This is a genomic window from Streptomyces iconiensis, from assembly GCF_028657195.3.
Lineage (GTDB): Bacteria > Actinomycetota > Actinomycetes > Streptomycetales > Streptomycetaceae > Streptomyces > Streptomyces iconiensis.
The window spans coordinates 21,694-35,777 of sequence record NZ_JANCPR020000051.1 but is presented as its reverse complement, the minus strand read 5'-3'; the positions used below and the strand labels follow the sequence as shown (position 1 = coordinate 35,777).

The 14,084-nt window shown below is 73.0% G+C and carries 10 protein-coding genes; all 10 read right to left on the bottom strand.

The features are described from left to right. Positions 1–17 precede the first annotated feature (17 nt). Positions 18–1,082, bottom strand: coding sequence for an S-methyl thiohydantoin desulfurase family protein (locus NMN56_RS35205; RefSeq protein WP_274041271.1), 1,065 nt, complete (start codon positions 1,080–1,082; stop codon positions 18–20). Next, the gene (locus NMN56_RS35200; RefSeq protein ID WP_274041272.1) at positions 1,075–2,667 is read right to left on the bottom strand and encodes a hydantoinase/oxoprolinase family protein; all 1,593 of its coding nucleotides are present in this window, start codon (positions 2,665–2,667) and stop codon (positions 1,075–1,077) included. Before NMN56_RS35200 ends, NMN56_RS35205 begins: the two co-directional genes overlap by 8 nt. Before the next feature lie 180 nt (positions 2,668–2,847). Further along, positions 2,848–4,368, bottom strand: a complete 1,521-nt coding sequence (locus NMN56_RS35195) for a pyridoxal phosphate-dependent decarboxylase family protein (protein WP_274041273.1) — start codon at positions 4,366–4,368, stop codon at positions 2,848–2,850. Between the two features lie 10 nt (positions 4,369–4,378). Beyond that, positions 4,379–7,810, bottom strand: coding sequence for a hypothetical protein (locus NMN56_RS35190; RefSeq protein ID WP_274041274.1), 3,432 nt, complete (start codon positions 7,808–7,810; stop codon positions 4,379–4,381). Then, positions 7,807–8,784: a trypsin-like peptidase domain-containing protein gene (locus NMN56_RS35185; protein ID WP_274041275.1), complete on the bottom strand. Its 978-nt coding sequence runs from the start codon at positions 8,782–8,784 to the stop codon at positions 7,807–7,809. Before NMN56_RS35185 ends, NMN56_RS35190 begins: the two co-directional genes overlap by 4 nt. Beyond that, the gene (locus NMN56_RS35180) at positions 8,781–9,221 is read right to left on the bottom strand and encodes a CU044_2847 family protein (RefSeq protein ID WP_274041276.1); all 441 of its coding nucleotides are present in this window, start codon (positions 9,219–9,221) and stop codon (positions 8,781–8,783) included. Before NMN56_RS35180 ends, NMN56_RS35185 begins: the two co-directional genes overlap by 4 nt. Before the next feature lie 80 nt (positions 9,222–9,301). Then, on the bottom strand, positions 9,302–9,949 hold the full coding sequence (locus tag NMN56_RS35175; RefSeq protein ID WP_274041544.1) for a response regulator transcription factor: 648 nt from the start codon (positions 9,947–9,949) through the stop codon (positions 9,302–9,304). Positions 9,950–10,077: 128 nt separating this feature from the next. Continuing rightward, positions 10,078–11,370: a sensor histidine kinase gene (locus NMN56_RS35170; RefSeq protein WP_274041277.1), complete on the bottom strand. Its 1,293-nt coding sequence runs from the start codon at positions 11,368–11,370 to the stop codon at positions 10,078–10,080. Positions 11,371–11,424: 54 nt separating this feature from the next. Continuing rightward, positions 11,425–12,186 (bottom strand): hypothetical protein, encoded by a 762-nt coding sequence (locus tag NMN56_RS35165; RefSeq protein ID WP_274041278.1) that lies wholly within the window; start codon positions 12,184–12,186, stop codon positions 11,425–11,427. Positions 12,187–12,455: 269 nt separating this feature from the next. Next, entirely contained in the window at positions 12,456–14,069 is a 1,614-nt protein-coding gene (ulaA, locus tag NMN56_RS35160) for a PTS ascorbate transporter subunit IIC (protein WP_274041279.1), read from the bottom strand. Between the last annotated feature and the right edge of the window lie 15 nt (positions 14,070–14,084).

Sequence of the window (14,084 nt, the reverse complement as noted above, 5' to 3'; positions counted from 1 at the left end):
CATGGCAGACGTGCTGGTCACACCGGTACGTAAGGGTGGTCGTAGCCGAAGACACCTGGCCCGGCGAGCGCCAGGCCCTCGGGGGTGCGCCAGCGCGGGTCGCAGGGTGCGGCGACGACGCTGACGCGCAGCCCGTAGCGCAGGGCCTCGGTGGTGACGGGCTCTCCGGTGTCGGAGTCCAGGACACAGATGAGGTCCGGGACGCTGGCGAGGATCTCGCCGTCCCTGCGGGCCACGAGGTTCTCGTTCTGGAAGGCGAACTCCAGCGTGTGCCCGGCGTCCTCGGCGAGCCCCTCGAGTACGGCGTCGCCGCGTACGAAGCCGCCCGCCGTACCGCGCCGTACGTCGACGAGCTTGCCGGTGAAGATCCGGCGGCCCGCGAGCACGTCGGTCGCGGCGGCCACGGGGTCGGTGTGGTTCCTGGACGCCTCGCGGATCGCGGTACCGAGGCGTTCGCACAGGGTCATGGTGCCGCGCACCATGAACTCCTTGACCTGGGCCCCGGTGAGCGCGTACAGGCTGACGGCCGCGCTGCATCCCATCTCGACGGTCGCCGAGCGGGCCAGGCGCTCGGCCCAGCCGTTGTCGACGGTGCGCAGGATGAGGTCGTTGCCGCGTTCGTCGGCGACGGCCATCGGGGTGGCGGGGATGCCGCCGAGGGTGGGCAGCAGCATCTGGAGTTCGGGAAACGCGCGGCCCATGCCATCGGCGTCGATGAGGGGCAGCCCCAGTTCGGCGGCGGCGACGAACGGGATCATCGAGTTGAGGCCGCCCGCCTCGATGGAGACGGTGTGCGTGACGGTGCGCCCGAGCAGCTTCTCCAGCGCGCGCAGCGCCCGCGTCATCTCGTCGCCGGCGGGCAGCTTCTCCAGCATCACGGTGGGCGCACCCATGAACGCCGTCGGCACCACGAGCGCGTCGTCGGGCACCTCGTCCACGTCGACCAGCCGCACCGGGCCGTGCCGGTCGAGCGCCTGCTGCGCCAGCAGGCGGCCCACGTACGGGTCGCCGCCGCCTCCGGTGCCCAGCACGGCGGCGCCGCGTGCCATGTCCTTCATGTCAGCCGCTGTGATCTCACGCATCCCTGTCGCCTCCCAGGCTCAGCTCTCCGACGGCCTTGGCCCGCACGCGCGTCGCGTTGCCGGGGAGGTAGGCCAGTGGGACTTCCTCGATGTCGACGATCTCGACGGTGCCGGGCCTGGCCCCGGCGGCGACGGCGCGGTCGACGGCCTCCTGGCGTGCCTCGTCCAGCACGGCCTCGCGCTGCTGCGGGGAGACGGAGAAGACCCGGTCGACCTCTCCCCCGGCCTGCGCGATGGCGGCGCCGATCGCGTTGGCGACGGCGAAGTGCTCCGGCCTGATCACTTCGGAGGCGCCCGGCAGGTCGTCGGGCACCAGGATGCTGCCGCCACCGACGGCGACGACGGGCACCGGCTCGGCCGAGATCCGCATACGGTCGACGGTCTCGGCCATCCGCGCTCCGATACGGGCCAGCGCCCCCTCCACCAGGGACGGGTCCAGGTGCGCGACGCGCGTGCTGTTTCCGATGACGCCCGCGGAACCGATGTCGGCGCGGCCGGCGGCGACGGCGATGTCGGTGGCGGTGAGCTGGCCGCCACCGAAGACGAGGGCGCGTTCCGTCAGCCGGTAGCCGACGCTCTCGGGCCCCACGGTGATCCCGTCGGCCCCCTGCGCGACATGGCTGCCGCCGCCGATGCCGATGGACAGCACGTCGGGCATCCGGAAGTTGGTCTGCACCCCGGCGACGCTGACGTCCGTGGACGCCTCGCGCGGGAAGCCGTTGCGCAGGATGCCCACGTCGGTGGTGGTGCCGCCGACGTCAACGACGGCGCAGGAGGGCGTACGGGAGAGGAAGGCGGCGCCGCGCATGGAGTTGGTGGGCCCCGAGGCGAAGGTGGCGACGGGGTAGCGGCGCGCGTAGTCGATGTCCATCAGCGTGCCGTCGTTCTGGCTGAGGAACACGGGCGCACCGATGCCCGCCTCGGCGACGGTACGGGTGAGACCGGTGGTGACGTGGTCGGCGAGGTCCCGCAGTGCCGCGTTGACGATGGTGGCGTTCTCGCGGCCGAGCAGGCCCATGCGGCCGATCTCGTGCGAGAGGCTGACCGGGGCGCCGGGCAGCTGCTCGGCGATGATCTCGGCGGCGCGGTTCTCGAACTCGGCGTTGACCGGCGAGAACACCGAGGAGACGGCGAACGAGGTGGCGCCCGCCTGCACCGCCTTGTCGAGAACGGTACGGAACTCGAACTCGTCGAACGGACCGATCTCCGTGCCGTCGTACTCATGCCCTCCGTGGCACAGGAAGCTGTGCCCCCCGATGGCCGTACGCAGCCGCTGGGGCCAGTCCACGAGCGGCGGCAGGGCGCGGGTGGCGGGCAGTCCGAAGCGGATGGCCGCTGTCTGCGCGAGGGAGCCGCCCTCGACGAGGGCGTTGATGAAGTGCGTGGTGCCGATCATGACGGCCGCGATGTCGCCGGGCTCGAAGCCGGTCGTCTCGCGCAGGTCGCGCAGCGCGGCGACGATGCCGCCTGTGACATCCGCCGTGGTGGGCGCCTTGGTGACACCAAGGACAGCGCCCTCCGTGGAGTCGCGGATCAGTACGGCGTCGGTGTTCGTGCCACCGACATCGATGCCGAGTTTGAGCATCGTGGGTCCTTCCGTGAGCGGGCTCCAGCGACGATAGATACGGCTGTGGCACCGGTCACCGGGCACAGTGCCCCGCGCCGCGCCCGCACATGGGCAGGGTGCACACACCGCGGCGCCGCGTCCCTCCAGTGTCCGCCGGTAGGGCTCGCCGCGCGCGCTCCGGCAGGGTGAAGGGGATGGTCACCAGGGACCGGCGCCGGTGCGGAAGAGGGTGCCGACGAACTCGTTGAGCAGGCGTTCCTTGAGGCGTACCGGCAGCGCGTCCAGCATCGCCAGCACCCCCGCGCTGCGGGCGGGCAGACCGGGCCCGCCCTGGGGACCAGCGCCGTGCGGACCGCCGCCGAGGCCGCCTGCGGCGAGGACGGCAGCGGCCTCCTCCGGGGTGAGCGTGTCCGGCTCCAGCGCTGCGGCGAAGGCGACGGTGTCCGGATCGGGCAGCGGCGAGGGCAGGCGGCGCGCAGCGGCGAGCGCAGCCCGCAGGTCGGCCAGGAGCGGCCCCGTACGGCCGGCCGAAGCGGGGGTGAGCGTGAGGTGCAGGCTGGCGGGGCTGTCGCCGTGGGAGAGCTGGGGCTGGAGGTACCAGCCGCGCTCGCGCATCTCGTCGGCGGTGTGCAGCACGAGCCCGGTGTCCGGCTCACCGCCTTCGTCCAGCACGGTCAGCGCCACGAGCGAGGCCGAGGGTTCGCCCAGCACGCGCACCTCTCCGCTCGCGGCGAGCGGCGCGAGCCCGGCGAGCACCGCGTCGAGCGCCTCGCGGACCCGTACGGCCAGCGCGGTGTAGCCGTCGTCGCCGATGTGCTGGAGCACGGCCCAACTCTGCGCGAGCAGGCCCGCCGACTTGGTGCCTTGTGCCGTGGGGTTGACCACGGGGTAGCCGGGCCAGTCGGCGCAGGCGAAGTACTGGTGGCGGCGCAGTTCGGCGTCCCGGTAGAGGACGACGGAGGCGCCCTTGTCCACGTAGCCGTACTTGTGCAGGTCGACAGAGAGCGAGGTGACGCCCGGCACGGTGAGCCCGAACTCGGGTACGGGATGCCCGGCCCGCCGCAGATGGGGCAGCAGCCAGCCGCCCACGCAGGCGTCCACGTGGCACAGCACGCCACGCGCTGCCGCAGCGGCGGCGATCTCCGCGACGGGATCGAGGACGCCGTGCGCGTAGCTGGGCGCCGAGGCGACGGCGAGGACCGTACGTTCGGTGAGGGCCGCCGCCATGGCCTCCGGATCGGCGCGGTGGCTGCCGGGGTCGGCAGGCACGGTCACCAGGCGCACCCCGAGCCAGGCCGCCGCCTTGTGGAAGGCGGCGTGCGCGGTGCTGGGGACGAGCAGTTCGGGCGCGGTGACCCCGCGCTCCGCACGGGCGTGGTCCCGAGCGGTCTTGACGGCGAGCAGGATGCTCTCGGTGCCGCCGCTGGTGAATGTGCCCTGGGTCTCCGGGGTGCCCAGGAGACGCGCCGCCGCGGTGACGATGTCGTTCTCCAGCGCGGCGACGCTGGGGAAGACGGTCATGTCGAGCGCGTTGACCGTGGCGAACTCCGCGTACGCGGCTGCGGCCAGCCCGTCGAGCCCTTCGAGCCCGGAGTCGTAGACGTAGGCGAACGTACGGCCTCCTCGTGTGGGCGCGTCCCCGGTACGCAGCGCACGGAGGTCGGCGAGTACCGCCTCGGCGGGACGGGAGACGGGGTCACCGTCGGACTTGGGGCTCACGGGTCACCTTTCACGGGGCGCGCCGACGGGGCGGGTTTCCCGGGACGGACACGTCGGCGGAACGGGCGGGCACGAAACGGGCGAGGAGATTCCGGCGTTCCTCGGCGAAGGCGGGATCGGAGCGGTAGTCACCGTGGCCCAGGACCGGCCGGGGCAGGGGATGGTGGAGGCTGCGGCCGTAGGAGAGCGGGTCGAGCAGGGGACCACGGTCCACCCCGGGCACTCCCCCGGCCCCGGCCGACCCGGGCACTCCCCCGGCCTCTGACCCCCCGGCGCCTGACACCCCGGCTTCTGGCACACCGGTCCCTGGCGCACCGCGCCCGCGCGCCGGCCCGGCCGCTCCGGTCCCGGTCGCGGCCATGCCGGGTTCGACGGGTCCGCCGACCGGGTCGGTCAGCCGCCACAGGTTGCGCCAGCCCGCCACCTCGCGGTGCAGGGCCGACAGCGCGTTCGGGCCGAAGTAGGCGGGGAACCAGCGGCCGTAGATCCGCTCCAGCGGTGACCCGTAGGTGAGCAGGGCGACGCGGCGGCGTGTCTCGGGCGGCAGCTGCCATACGGCCGCCGCCGCGAGAACGCTGCCCTGGGAGTGGCCGGAGACGAGGACGCGCCCGCCCGTCATCTCCGTCCAGGTGGCGATGCGCCAGGTGAGGTCGGGTACGGCGCGCTCCGCGTAACAGGGCGGCGCGAACGGGTGCGCGGCGCGCGGCCAGAACGTGCCCACGTCCCACAGGATGCCGATGGCGCTGCGCGAGGAGGGGTCGCGGTAGGCGATACGGCCCCGGTTGAGGAAGAGCACAAGGCCCAGCGCGATCATCCAGGAGCCGAGGGACTGCGTGGTGTGGGCGAGCCCGGCGCCCTCGCCTGGAATCCCCTCGGAGAGGTAACCGTTGAGCACCGCCGCCGAGTCCAGCAGCAGCAGCGCCACCGCGGCGAGGCCGACCAGCCAGGGCGCCAGGTCCAGGAACCTGGCGCGGGTGATGGCGCGCGCGATGCCGCGTGTGCGCGTGCGGTCGGGGAGCGCTTCGGGGTAGGAGCCGTCCACCGCCCGCTCCAACCTGCGGGCTGTGCGGCGCCGTTGGAACAGCAGGACGCCCTGGACGAGCGCCGCGAGTGCCAGCAGTACGGGCAGGAAGCCCACCTGCCGGAGCAGTTCGGGCGCCGCGCCCGCGAGGTCGCCGCGCCGCCCGGTGAGCCAGTCGGTGACGCCCTGTACGGCGCCGGCTGCCATCGTTCCCGTCAGCACGCACGCGAGCACGGCGATGGCCGGGGAGGCGAGCCCGCGCAGGGAAGTCCGCGGGAGTGGCCACCGCAGGTACAGCCACACCCCGGCCACGGCGAGCACCGTGATCAGTGCTCCCTGGACGGCCGCGAGCACCCCGAAGGTCTCCGCACCCGGCAACCGTCCCGAGGAGACCCAGCCGGGGCGCGGCCACAGCGCGTAAGCGGCGGCGAGCGCCAGCACCGCGAGCCCGAACCCGGGCAGCCCCCGCACGGTCCACCCCTCCGTGCGGTCGTCGAGCCGGAACTCGCTGCGCCCTCGCACCGCGAGTACGTACACCGTCCACACAGCGCCGGCGACGATCAGCACGCCGAGCCCCCACCCCACCGCCCCGCGTACGGCGTCCGTTCCGGCCCTGTCGTGTGCTGCGGGCGCCGCGGTCAGCGCGCCGGCGACGACGAGGAAACCCATCGCCGTGTGCCCGGCGCGCAGCCGTGAGACCAGCCGCGCGCTGTACCAGAAGCCGGGGAGGGACAGCGACGGCGCCCCGGGGCCCTCGTCCCTCTCACCGGGGATGTTCATCGGCGGCTTGGACTCGTATGCGTCCCATGTGCGGCGCCCGAGTCGCCACAGCAATCCCACCAGCCCCGCCGGCACCAGTGCGGCCAGCACCAGCCGGGTGCCCGGCCCGGTCAACCAGCCGCCCGCACCGTTCTCGCCGGGGGCCAGTACGTCCATCCAGGAGTGCCGCCGCGCACACACGCGCGTTCCCGCGCACTGCCACGCGAACACATCGAGCGCCAGCTCGCACACCCCCGCGACCAGCACGACCGTGAGGCTCAGCGCCAGCAGCCGTACGCACACCCCGTGCAGCCGCACGGTCCTGCGGGCGCCACCGCGCCGGGTCGCGGGGCGCGTCCAGTGCGCGAGGTTGATCAGCGTGAAGGGCAGCAGGATCAGCCACAGCACCCGGGTACGGCTGCCGGTGACGAGGTTGGACCAGCTGTACGCCTCCGGTACGGGCCTCCCTGCGTACGCCTCCGGCCTGCTCTCCGCGTCCACGTCGCCGCTGCGGCGGTAGAGGCCGGCCGTGGTGTCGCCCTGCGTCTGCTCGACCCCAGGGTCGCCCAGCATCTCCCGGGGCTCGGTGCCCACGACGCCGTGCACGATCAGCTCCAACGCGACACGGTGCAGCGCCACCTCGGACCCCGGGCCCGCCTCGGGTCCCCCGGTGCCGAAACCGGCACCGGTCTCCGGCACCCCCTGATGGTGCCCGGCCACCACAAGCTCGGCGGGCTGCGCCAGGTGCCGCAACGGCTCAAGCAGGGACGGGCGTTGGGGCGCACTCCGAGCCTCCGGCATCGTGCTGCGCACGGCCAGCCGGCGGGAGGCCGCTTCGGCGCGCTCCAGCGTCTCCCGTACGACGCGGGCCTGCGGGTGCCGCGCCCCGAGCGTGGTGGAGGCCCGCTGCGAGGCGGCGGCCAGTACGTCCGTGAGGCGGTGCGCGCTGGTGAGGTCGCCCTCCTGCGCGGCGATCTCGTGGCGGGCCGAGGCGAGGGTGACCAAAGCGGCCAGGGCGCGGGGGTGTTCACTGCCCCAGCTGTCGATCAGCGCGTCGCAGACGGTCTCCAGTTCCTGGACCAGCTTCGCCGCCTCGCGCGTCCTTCCGTCGGAGCGCGCGGCGTGGAAGAGGACGGAGCAGCAGCGCATACGGATGTCGAGACGTTCGCGCGCGTTCCCGACGGAGGGTGCCAGCCGCCGCGCCCTGTGCGCGTATCCGACGGCCCCGTCCCAGTCGTCCGTACGCGCCGCGACGACGGCGAGTCCGGCGAGCGCGTGCGCGGTCTCCGCTTCGCGCCCGGCGCGGGCCAGCGCCTTGCCGAAGGCGTCGCGCGCGCCGCCGTGCCGGCCGGCCTCCGTGAACAGGACGCCGAGGCGCAGGTGCGTCGCGCAGTTGCCCTCCGGCGGGATACTGCGGCGCCTGATCCGTTGGGACGCCTCCGCCAGCGCGGCCTCGTACGCCTCGTCCTCGCCCGCCTCACGCAGCAGCGCCACGAAGAAGGCGAAGTCGCCCACGTCCTCGGGGCCGAGGATCAGCCAGGGGTGCGCGAGGATGGCGGGCAGTTCCTCGCGCAGCTCCTCACGCGCGCCGGCCTCGCCGCGCAGGACGCGCTCGACCGTTCCGATGACCTGCGGCCAGGACAGGGGCGCCGGCGCCGTCATCGTCCCTGGTCTCCCAACAGCTTGTCGGTGAGCCTCTTCAGCGTGCGGCTGCGGTTCTCCTCGGCGTCGGCCGCGGTGATCAGTCCGCTCTCCTCCCACTGCCGCAGCGAGACCAGGAGGCTGTTGGCGCCGCTGATGAGCTGGTCGTTCTCCACTCCTGCCAGCTGTGACCGCTGCGGCGGCACGTCGGCAGCCGACCGCGAAGGCCCGGGCCGCGGCGCGGAGACGAGGGCTCTGAGGTGCTCCACTCCGAAGTGCGGGAAGAGTTCCATGGCGTAGCGGACGGTCGCGGCGAACAGGACGTTGCTGCCGAGGGTCGCGTCCTGCCGGTTGAGCTGCTGCTCCAGGAGGATGCCGACAACGGGCCGCTCGTCCCCTGAACCGTCCCCGGCACCGTCCCCGGCGCCGGGGGCCGGGGCGGGGTCGCCCCCGGGGTCGCCGCTGAGGCCGGTACGGGTGTCGGTTCCGGGGACGGTCCCGGCTCCGCCTTCCCCCTCGCCTTCGCCCGCGTGCCGCTCCCCCGCCTCGACGGGGCCCCCGGAGTACCCGGCGAAGCTGCCGAGGATCTGGTCCACCTGAAGCTGCATGGCTTCCAGCTCCCCGCCCTCCACACACCGGTGGTCGACAGGTGCGTGGGTGACCTGGCCGCTCAGCTGCGCCGTCTCGTGCGGCGGGCGGTAGCGGCAGTACCAGGCGACCGCCGGCCTGGCGGTGTCCGTGCGGGGCGCGGCCGGGAGCCCGTGCGCGTGCGCGTCCTCGATGGTGACCAGGGCGAGGTCCCGCTCCTTGACCGCGTCGCACTTGCGCCCGCGAACGCGGCGTCCGTCGGGGAGTTCGAGGGCGAGGGTCGCGTCGTCGTGCGACAGGCCGCGCAGGCAGTGCAGCGCGGTCAGCACGAACCCCCGGGTGATCAGGAACCCGGCCCCGAGATATGTGTCGGCCTGGTACATGTGCACCCAGTGGCCCCGGCTCACCGCTGGCCGCCCCCTCGCTCCACGGTGAGCGTCACTTCGAAGGACGCCTCGGCCGACGCCTTGGAGAGGATCACCCCGGCCTCGGCCGCCAGCGTCAGCCCGAAGGTGACCTCCACGCTGCTGACCGACCAGCCGCCGCGCTCGGGCACCCCGGCCAACGAGTCCTGGGCGAGCGCCGAAGCCTGCACGATGGCCTGCTGGATCTCCTCGGAACGGTCGTCCAGCAACGAGGAGGCCCGGGTCCTGCTCCCGATCTGCCGCCCTCCGCGCGCGTCGAGTTCGACGGTCTCCACCCGCACGACCGGCTCTGCCCGTACATCCGGGACGCCCCGCCCGACCGGCTCCTCCCGCACGACCGGCCGCCCCCCTACGTCCCCCACATCCCCTGCATCAGGGGTCTGGCTCTTCGGGTGCTCCGGCTGCGTGCCGTCCTCCATCACCGCTCCCCTCGGCGGGCGTCCACCCACCGGCCCGGTGGGGTACCACCCGTCAACTCGCCCTCGTCCAGGGCAAGATCCTAGGCGCTCTCCAGGTAACGGAGTACGGCCAGAACGCGTCGGTGACCGTTCTCCGAAGGCGCGAGGCCGAGCTTGGCGAAGATGTTGGCGATGTGCTTCTCCACGGCCCGTTCGGAGACGACGAAGGCGGCGGCGATGGACTGGTTCGTCCGGCCCTCCGCCATCATCGCCAGCACCTCACGCTCACGGGGTGTGAGCGTGTCCAGCGCGCCGCCCCGCCTGCTCGCCCCGAACAGCTGCGAGACCACCTCGGGGTCAAGGGCCGTGCCGCCCGCCGCGACCCGGCGCAGCGCCTCGGTGAACTCGCCGATGTCCACGACCCGTTCCTTGAGCAGATACCCGACGCCCGCGGCGCCGTCGCCCAAGAGCTGCGCCGCGTACTTGGTCTCCACGTACTGCGAGAAGATCAGCACGCCCGTGCCCGGGTGGTCGGCGCGGAGGGTGACGGCGGCGCGCAGGCCCTCGTCCGAGTGGCCCGGCGGGAGCCGGATGTCGACCACGGCGGCGTCGGGGCGGTGTTCGGCCACCGCCGCGAGCAGGGAGTCCGCGTCCCCGACCGCCGCTGCCACCTCCACACCGCGCAGCGCGAGGAGTTGCACGAGGCCGTCGCGAAGGATGGCGGAGTCCTCGGCGATGACGACGCGCATGTCCCGTTGGCCCCTGTCTGCTTGTTCCCCGTCGTCCCGGCCGTCGTCCCCACCGGCCGTCCCGATCAGCCATCCCGGCCGGCTGTCCTGGTCAGCCGTCCCGGCAGTCGGCCCGGTGTCGTGCCCGCTCATGCCATGGGGAGCCGGACGGTGACCACCGTAGGCCCTCCCGGCGGGCTGTCGCACTCCAGCGTCCCGTCCACCGTGCGGACACGTGCCAGCAGTCCGGTCAGCCCGCTGCCCGCGCCGACGACGGCACCCCCGTGTCCTTCGTCGCGCACGCTCAGCACAAGCGCACGCGTCTCGGTGTACGCGTCCACGGTGAGGGACGAGGACCCGCTGTGCTTGGTGGCGTTGGCGAGCAGTTCGGCGGCGCAGAAGTACGCGATGGACTCCAGCGCCGGGTCGGGTCTGCGATGGATGTCGCAGCTCAACTCGGTGTCCAGCGGGCAGCCCGCGACGAGGGTGGCCAGCGCGGTCTCCAGGCCCTGGTCGAGAACGGGTGGGTGTATGCCCTTGACGAGGTCGCGCAGGTCGGCGACGGCTGCGGTGGCATTGCCTCTCGCCGTCTCCAGCACGGCGAGCAGCTCTTCCTTCTCCGCCCCGGCCGCGACCAGTTCCCTGACAAGAGTGAGGTGCATTCCCAGGCCCACCAAGCGGGCCTGGGTGCCGTCGTGCAGATCGCGTTCGATGCGGCGCAGGGTCGCGTCGGCGTCCGTGACGGCCTGGGCCCGGGTCTCCTCCAGAGTGCGGATGCGCTGGTCGGCCGGGCTGCAGCCCAGCAGCGCCGCCTGGAGCACCCGCTGGGGTGCCGTCGCCAGGCGCACCAGGGTCGGCGCGAGCAGCAGAAGCACGGCGCCGACGAGCATCGGCAGCAGCCACCGGGGCCAGGTGTCGAACTGGACGCCGCCGACCTCCAGCGACACCCGCCTGGTCGAGCCGTCAGGGAGGTGAACCGTGGTGTAGTTCCAGCGCTGGATCAGAGGGTGTGTCAGGAGCAGCAGCCCGTAGACGTAGCCGATGGTGACGGCGGCCAGGGGCGGCAGCGCGATGAACCAGGCGAGCAGCGACCAGCCGACAGCGCGCCATCCGGCCCGTTCCCTCAGCAGCGCCCGCCGCCAGGCCAGCGCACCCGCCCCTGTGCTGCGCGGCGGCGGATCGACGGTCTCGCCCCACACCTTCCGGGTCACAGCCCGGTGGAGGTCTCCGGCGGCGAGCGCGCCCCGCACGGTCAGCGCCAGCAACCACAGCCCCGGCGCCGTCCAGGACAGCAGTCCGCCCAGCACGAGCCCGGCCAGCTCCACGGCCAGCAGCACGAGCCCGAGCGGCACCGAGAGCAGCGCCCACAGCAGTCCTGCCAGGTCACGGAGCCCGTACGGAGCGGCGGGTAGGGCGTGCGGAGGGCTCGGGAGGCGGGGCATGGTCTCCAACATACGGTCGCTCCAGCGGGGTTCGGTCCGGCGGCAGAGCAGGCTTCAGGTCTGGTGGGAGAACAGGTACACCAGCCCGCAGCCGACAGCTATGGCCGCCAGCGCACAGCCGACGGCGCCGGTGACGCCCCGGCGCCCCGCCCCGAGCAGTGCCGTGGCCAGCCGCAGCTGGAGTGCGGCGAGGCCGCGTCCGATCCATGGCATCAGCAGCAGCGCGATACCGACGCCGCCCGCCACATGTGTGGCCCAGGCGCCGGCGAAGGTCGGGCCGCCCCAGTCGTGTGCGGGGTCCGGGTCACCCAGGCCGACCACTCCGCGCACGGGCCAGCCGAGGTTGAGGGGTATGAGCGACCAGCCGTAGACCGTGACGAGGGCCGCTATGGCGTTGAGGGGCAGGCTGAGCACCGCGTGCACGAAGGCGTACGGCCCCGGGCGGGAAGGCGCCTCGATCCGCACGCCCAACAGCCGCTCGGCGAGCGCACGTTGGACAGGCGCCGCCGGGCCGCCGACCAGCGCGAGGGGCACACAGATCAGCGATACGGGCAACGCGAGCAGGACATAGGCGACCCGGCGCCAGGTGGCGGCGAGAAACGGTTCCCGCAGCGCAACGGCCCACCAGGGCCTGCGCGCCGCGGACCTGCCGTCGGCGGTACCGGGGGTGCCGGTCGTGTCGGCGGGCTCAGCGGCATCGGCACCGGCACCGGTCTCGGCCCGGGCGTCGGCCCTGGTGTCTGCCCGGGTGTCGACACTGCCCAGAGTGCCGGCGGGGGCGGTGTGGCGGGTTCGGTCCGCGTCCGTGGAGGTCATGCGTCCAGACTCGCCCCGCCGGCGCCGCACTTCGATCGTGGCAGCACGGGGATCGGAGGTTCGGTTTACCCCACCCCCGCCCGCTCACCCCGCAGTCCCCGCTCCCCGCTCCCCACAGGTGCCCCGCTCCCGAAATCCCCAGCTCCCCCGCCCCCCGGCGCCTTCACACCCCACCGCCCCCAGTGCCTCCCACGCTCCGGCCACTCCAGCTCCCGCCCCCGCTCCAGCTCTGCGGCGCCGCCCCCGCTCTGCGCGCCGCTCCCGCGCCCTCAATCCTCAGGCGGCGGGGGCGGCTTGGGGGCTCCGGCCGGGGGCGGGATCTTCGCGTACTGGCGGATGCCGCCGGGGCCCGCCTCGGGGATGCCGGTGGCGACGGCGGCCTCGGCGGGGCTGGTGTCGGTGGCGGCCTCGGCGGGGCTGGTGTCGGTGGCGGGCATGACCGCGTCGCGCCGGGCTCCGGGGTCCCAGCCGGTGTCGACGACACGCTTTTGCACGGTGATGGCGCCGACCAGCACAGCGGCGCCGATCGCCAGCATGAGCACGATGCCGCCGACGTCCCCTGCCTTGGCGGCGAAGCCGATGAGCGAGCCGAACCAGCCGAAGTCGGCATCCCCGAACGTCGTGTTCTCGTTGCCGAAGGCGCCGAGCACCTTCAGCAGAACGGCGGGCAGGAACGTGATGAGCAGACCGTTGCAGAACGCGCCGACGACGGCGCCGCGCCGGCCACCCGTCGCATTGCCGTAGACCCCGGCCGCGCCGCCCGTGAAGAAGTGCGGGACGAGTCCCGGCAGAACCAGCGCGAGGCCGAAGGCCGGGTTGAGCACCCAGGCCAGCAGCGCCAGCATGCACAGGCCGCCGACGAAGCTGGAGATGAAGCCGATGAGGACGGCGTTCTGCGCGTACGGGAAGACGATCGGCGCGTCCAGCGCGGGCACGGCCCCGGGCACGACCTTCTGCGCGATGCCCTGGAAGGCGGGGACGAGTTCGCCGAGGATCGTACGGACGCCGAAGAGGATGATCGCCACGGAAATACCGAACTGCAGGCCCTGCATCACGGCCTGCATCAGATAGTTGCCGAGATCGCTCGCGCCGGCGCCGCCGTCCGTCGCGAATGCCTTGAAGGCCGTGTCCTGACCGGCCTTGGCGACGTAGACGATGGCCATGATCAGGTAGATCAGCAGCATGGACAGCGCGGTCGCCACCATGGAGTCACGCAGGAAGCGCAGCCCCTCAGGCAGCTTCATGTCCTCGGTGCTGCGGCTGCGTTTGCCGACCAGCTGGCCCACCGAACCTGCCGTGACATAGCCCGCCGTACCGAAGTGGCCGATGGCGATGCTGTTGTTGCCCGTGATGCGTTTGGTCCACGGGTGGGCGAAGGCCGGCATCGCGACGAGCATGATGCCGAGCAGCACACCGCCGAGGACGACCACCACCCATGAGGACAGCCCCGCCGTTGCCAGCACCATGGTCAACAGGGTCGCCATGAACAGCATGTGGTGGCCCGTCAGGAAGACGTAGCGCAGCGGTGTGAAGCGGGCGAGTACGAGGCTGAGGGCGAAGCCGACGATCATCAGCCAGGCGACGCGCGCGCCGAACTGCTCCTGTGCGATGCCCACGATGGCCTCGTTGGTGGGGATCACGCCGTGTGCGCCCGTAGCTCCTTGGATCATCTTGCCCAGCGGGGCGAGGGAGCTGACGACGAGTCCCGCACCCGCGTTGATGAGGAGGAAGCCCAGCGTCGCCTTGATGGCGCCGCCGATGATCTGCCCCACCGACTTCTTCAGTGCGATCAGACCGGCCGTCGTGATGAGGCCGATGAGGTAGGCGGGAACGCTGAGGATCTCGTTGACGAGGAACTTCGCGATCGTGACAAGCCAGTCCATGGCGTCTTCCGCCCT

What these genes read in the sequence shown, in the direction of transcription:
- NMN56_RS35180 (WP_274041276.1), bottom strand. Translation starts at nt 9,221, where the DNA reads ATGGAGGACGGCACGCAGCCGGAGCACCCGAAGAGCCAGACCCCTGAT.
- NMN56_RS35170 (WP_274041277.1), bottom strand. Translation starts at nt 11,370, where the DNA reads ATGCCCCGCCTCCCGAGCCCTCCGCACGCCCTACCCGCCGCTCCGTAC.
- NMN56_RS35200 (WP_274041272.1), bottom strand. Translation starts at nt 2,667, where the DNA reads ATGCTCAAACTCGGCATCGATGTCGGTGGCACGAACACCGACGCCGTA.
- NMN56_RS35165 (WP_274041278.1), bottom strand. Translation starts at nt 12,186, where the DNA reads ATGACCTCCACGGACGCGGACCGAACCCGCCACACCGCCCCCGCCGGC.
- NMN56_RS35175 (WP_274041544.1), bottom strand. Translation starts at nt 9,949, where the DNA reads ATGCGCGTCGTCATCGCCGAGGACTCCGCCATCCTTCGCGACGGCCTC.
- NMN56_RS35190 (WP_274041274.1), bottom strand. Translation starts at nt 7,810, where the DNA reads ATGACGGCGCCGGCGCCCCTGTCCTGGCCGCAGGTCATCGGAACGGTC.
- ulaA (WP_274041279.1), bottom strand. Translation starts at nt 14,069, where the DNA reads ATGGACTGGCTTGTCACGATCGCGAAGTTCCTCGTCAACGAGATCCTC.
- NMN56_RS35205 (WP_274041271.1), bottom strand. Translation starts at nt 1,082, where the DNA reads ATGCGTGAGATCACAGCGGCTGACATGAAGGACATGGCACGCGGCGCC.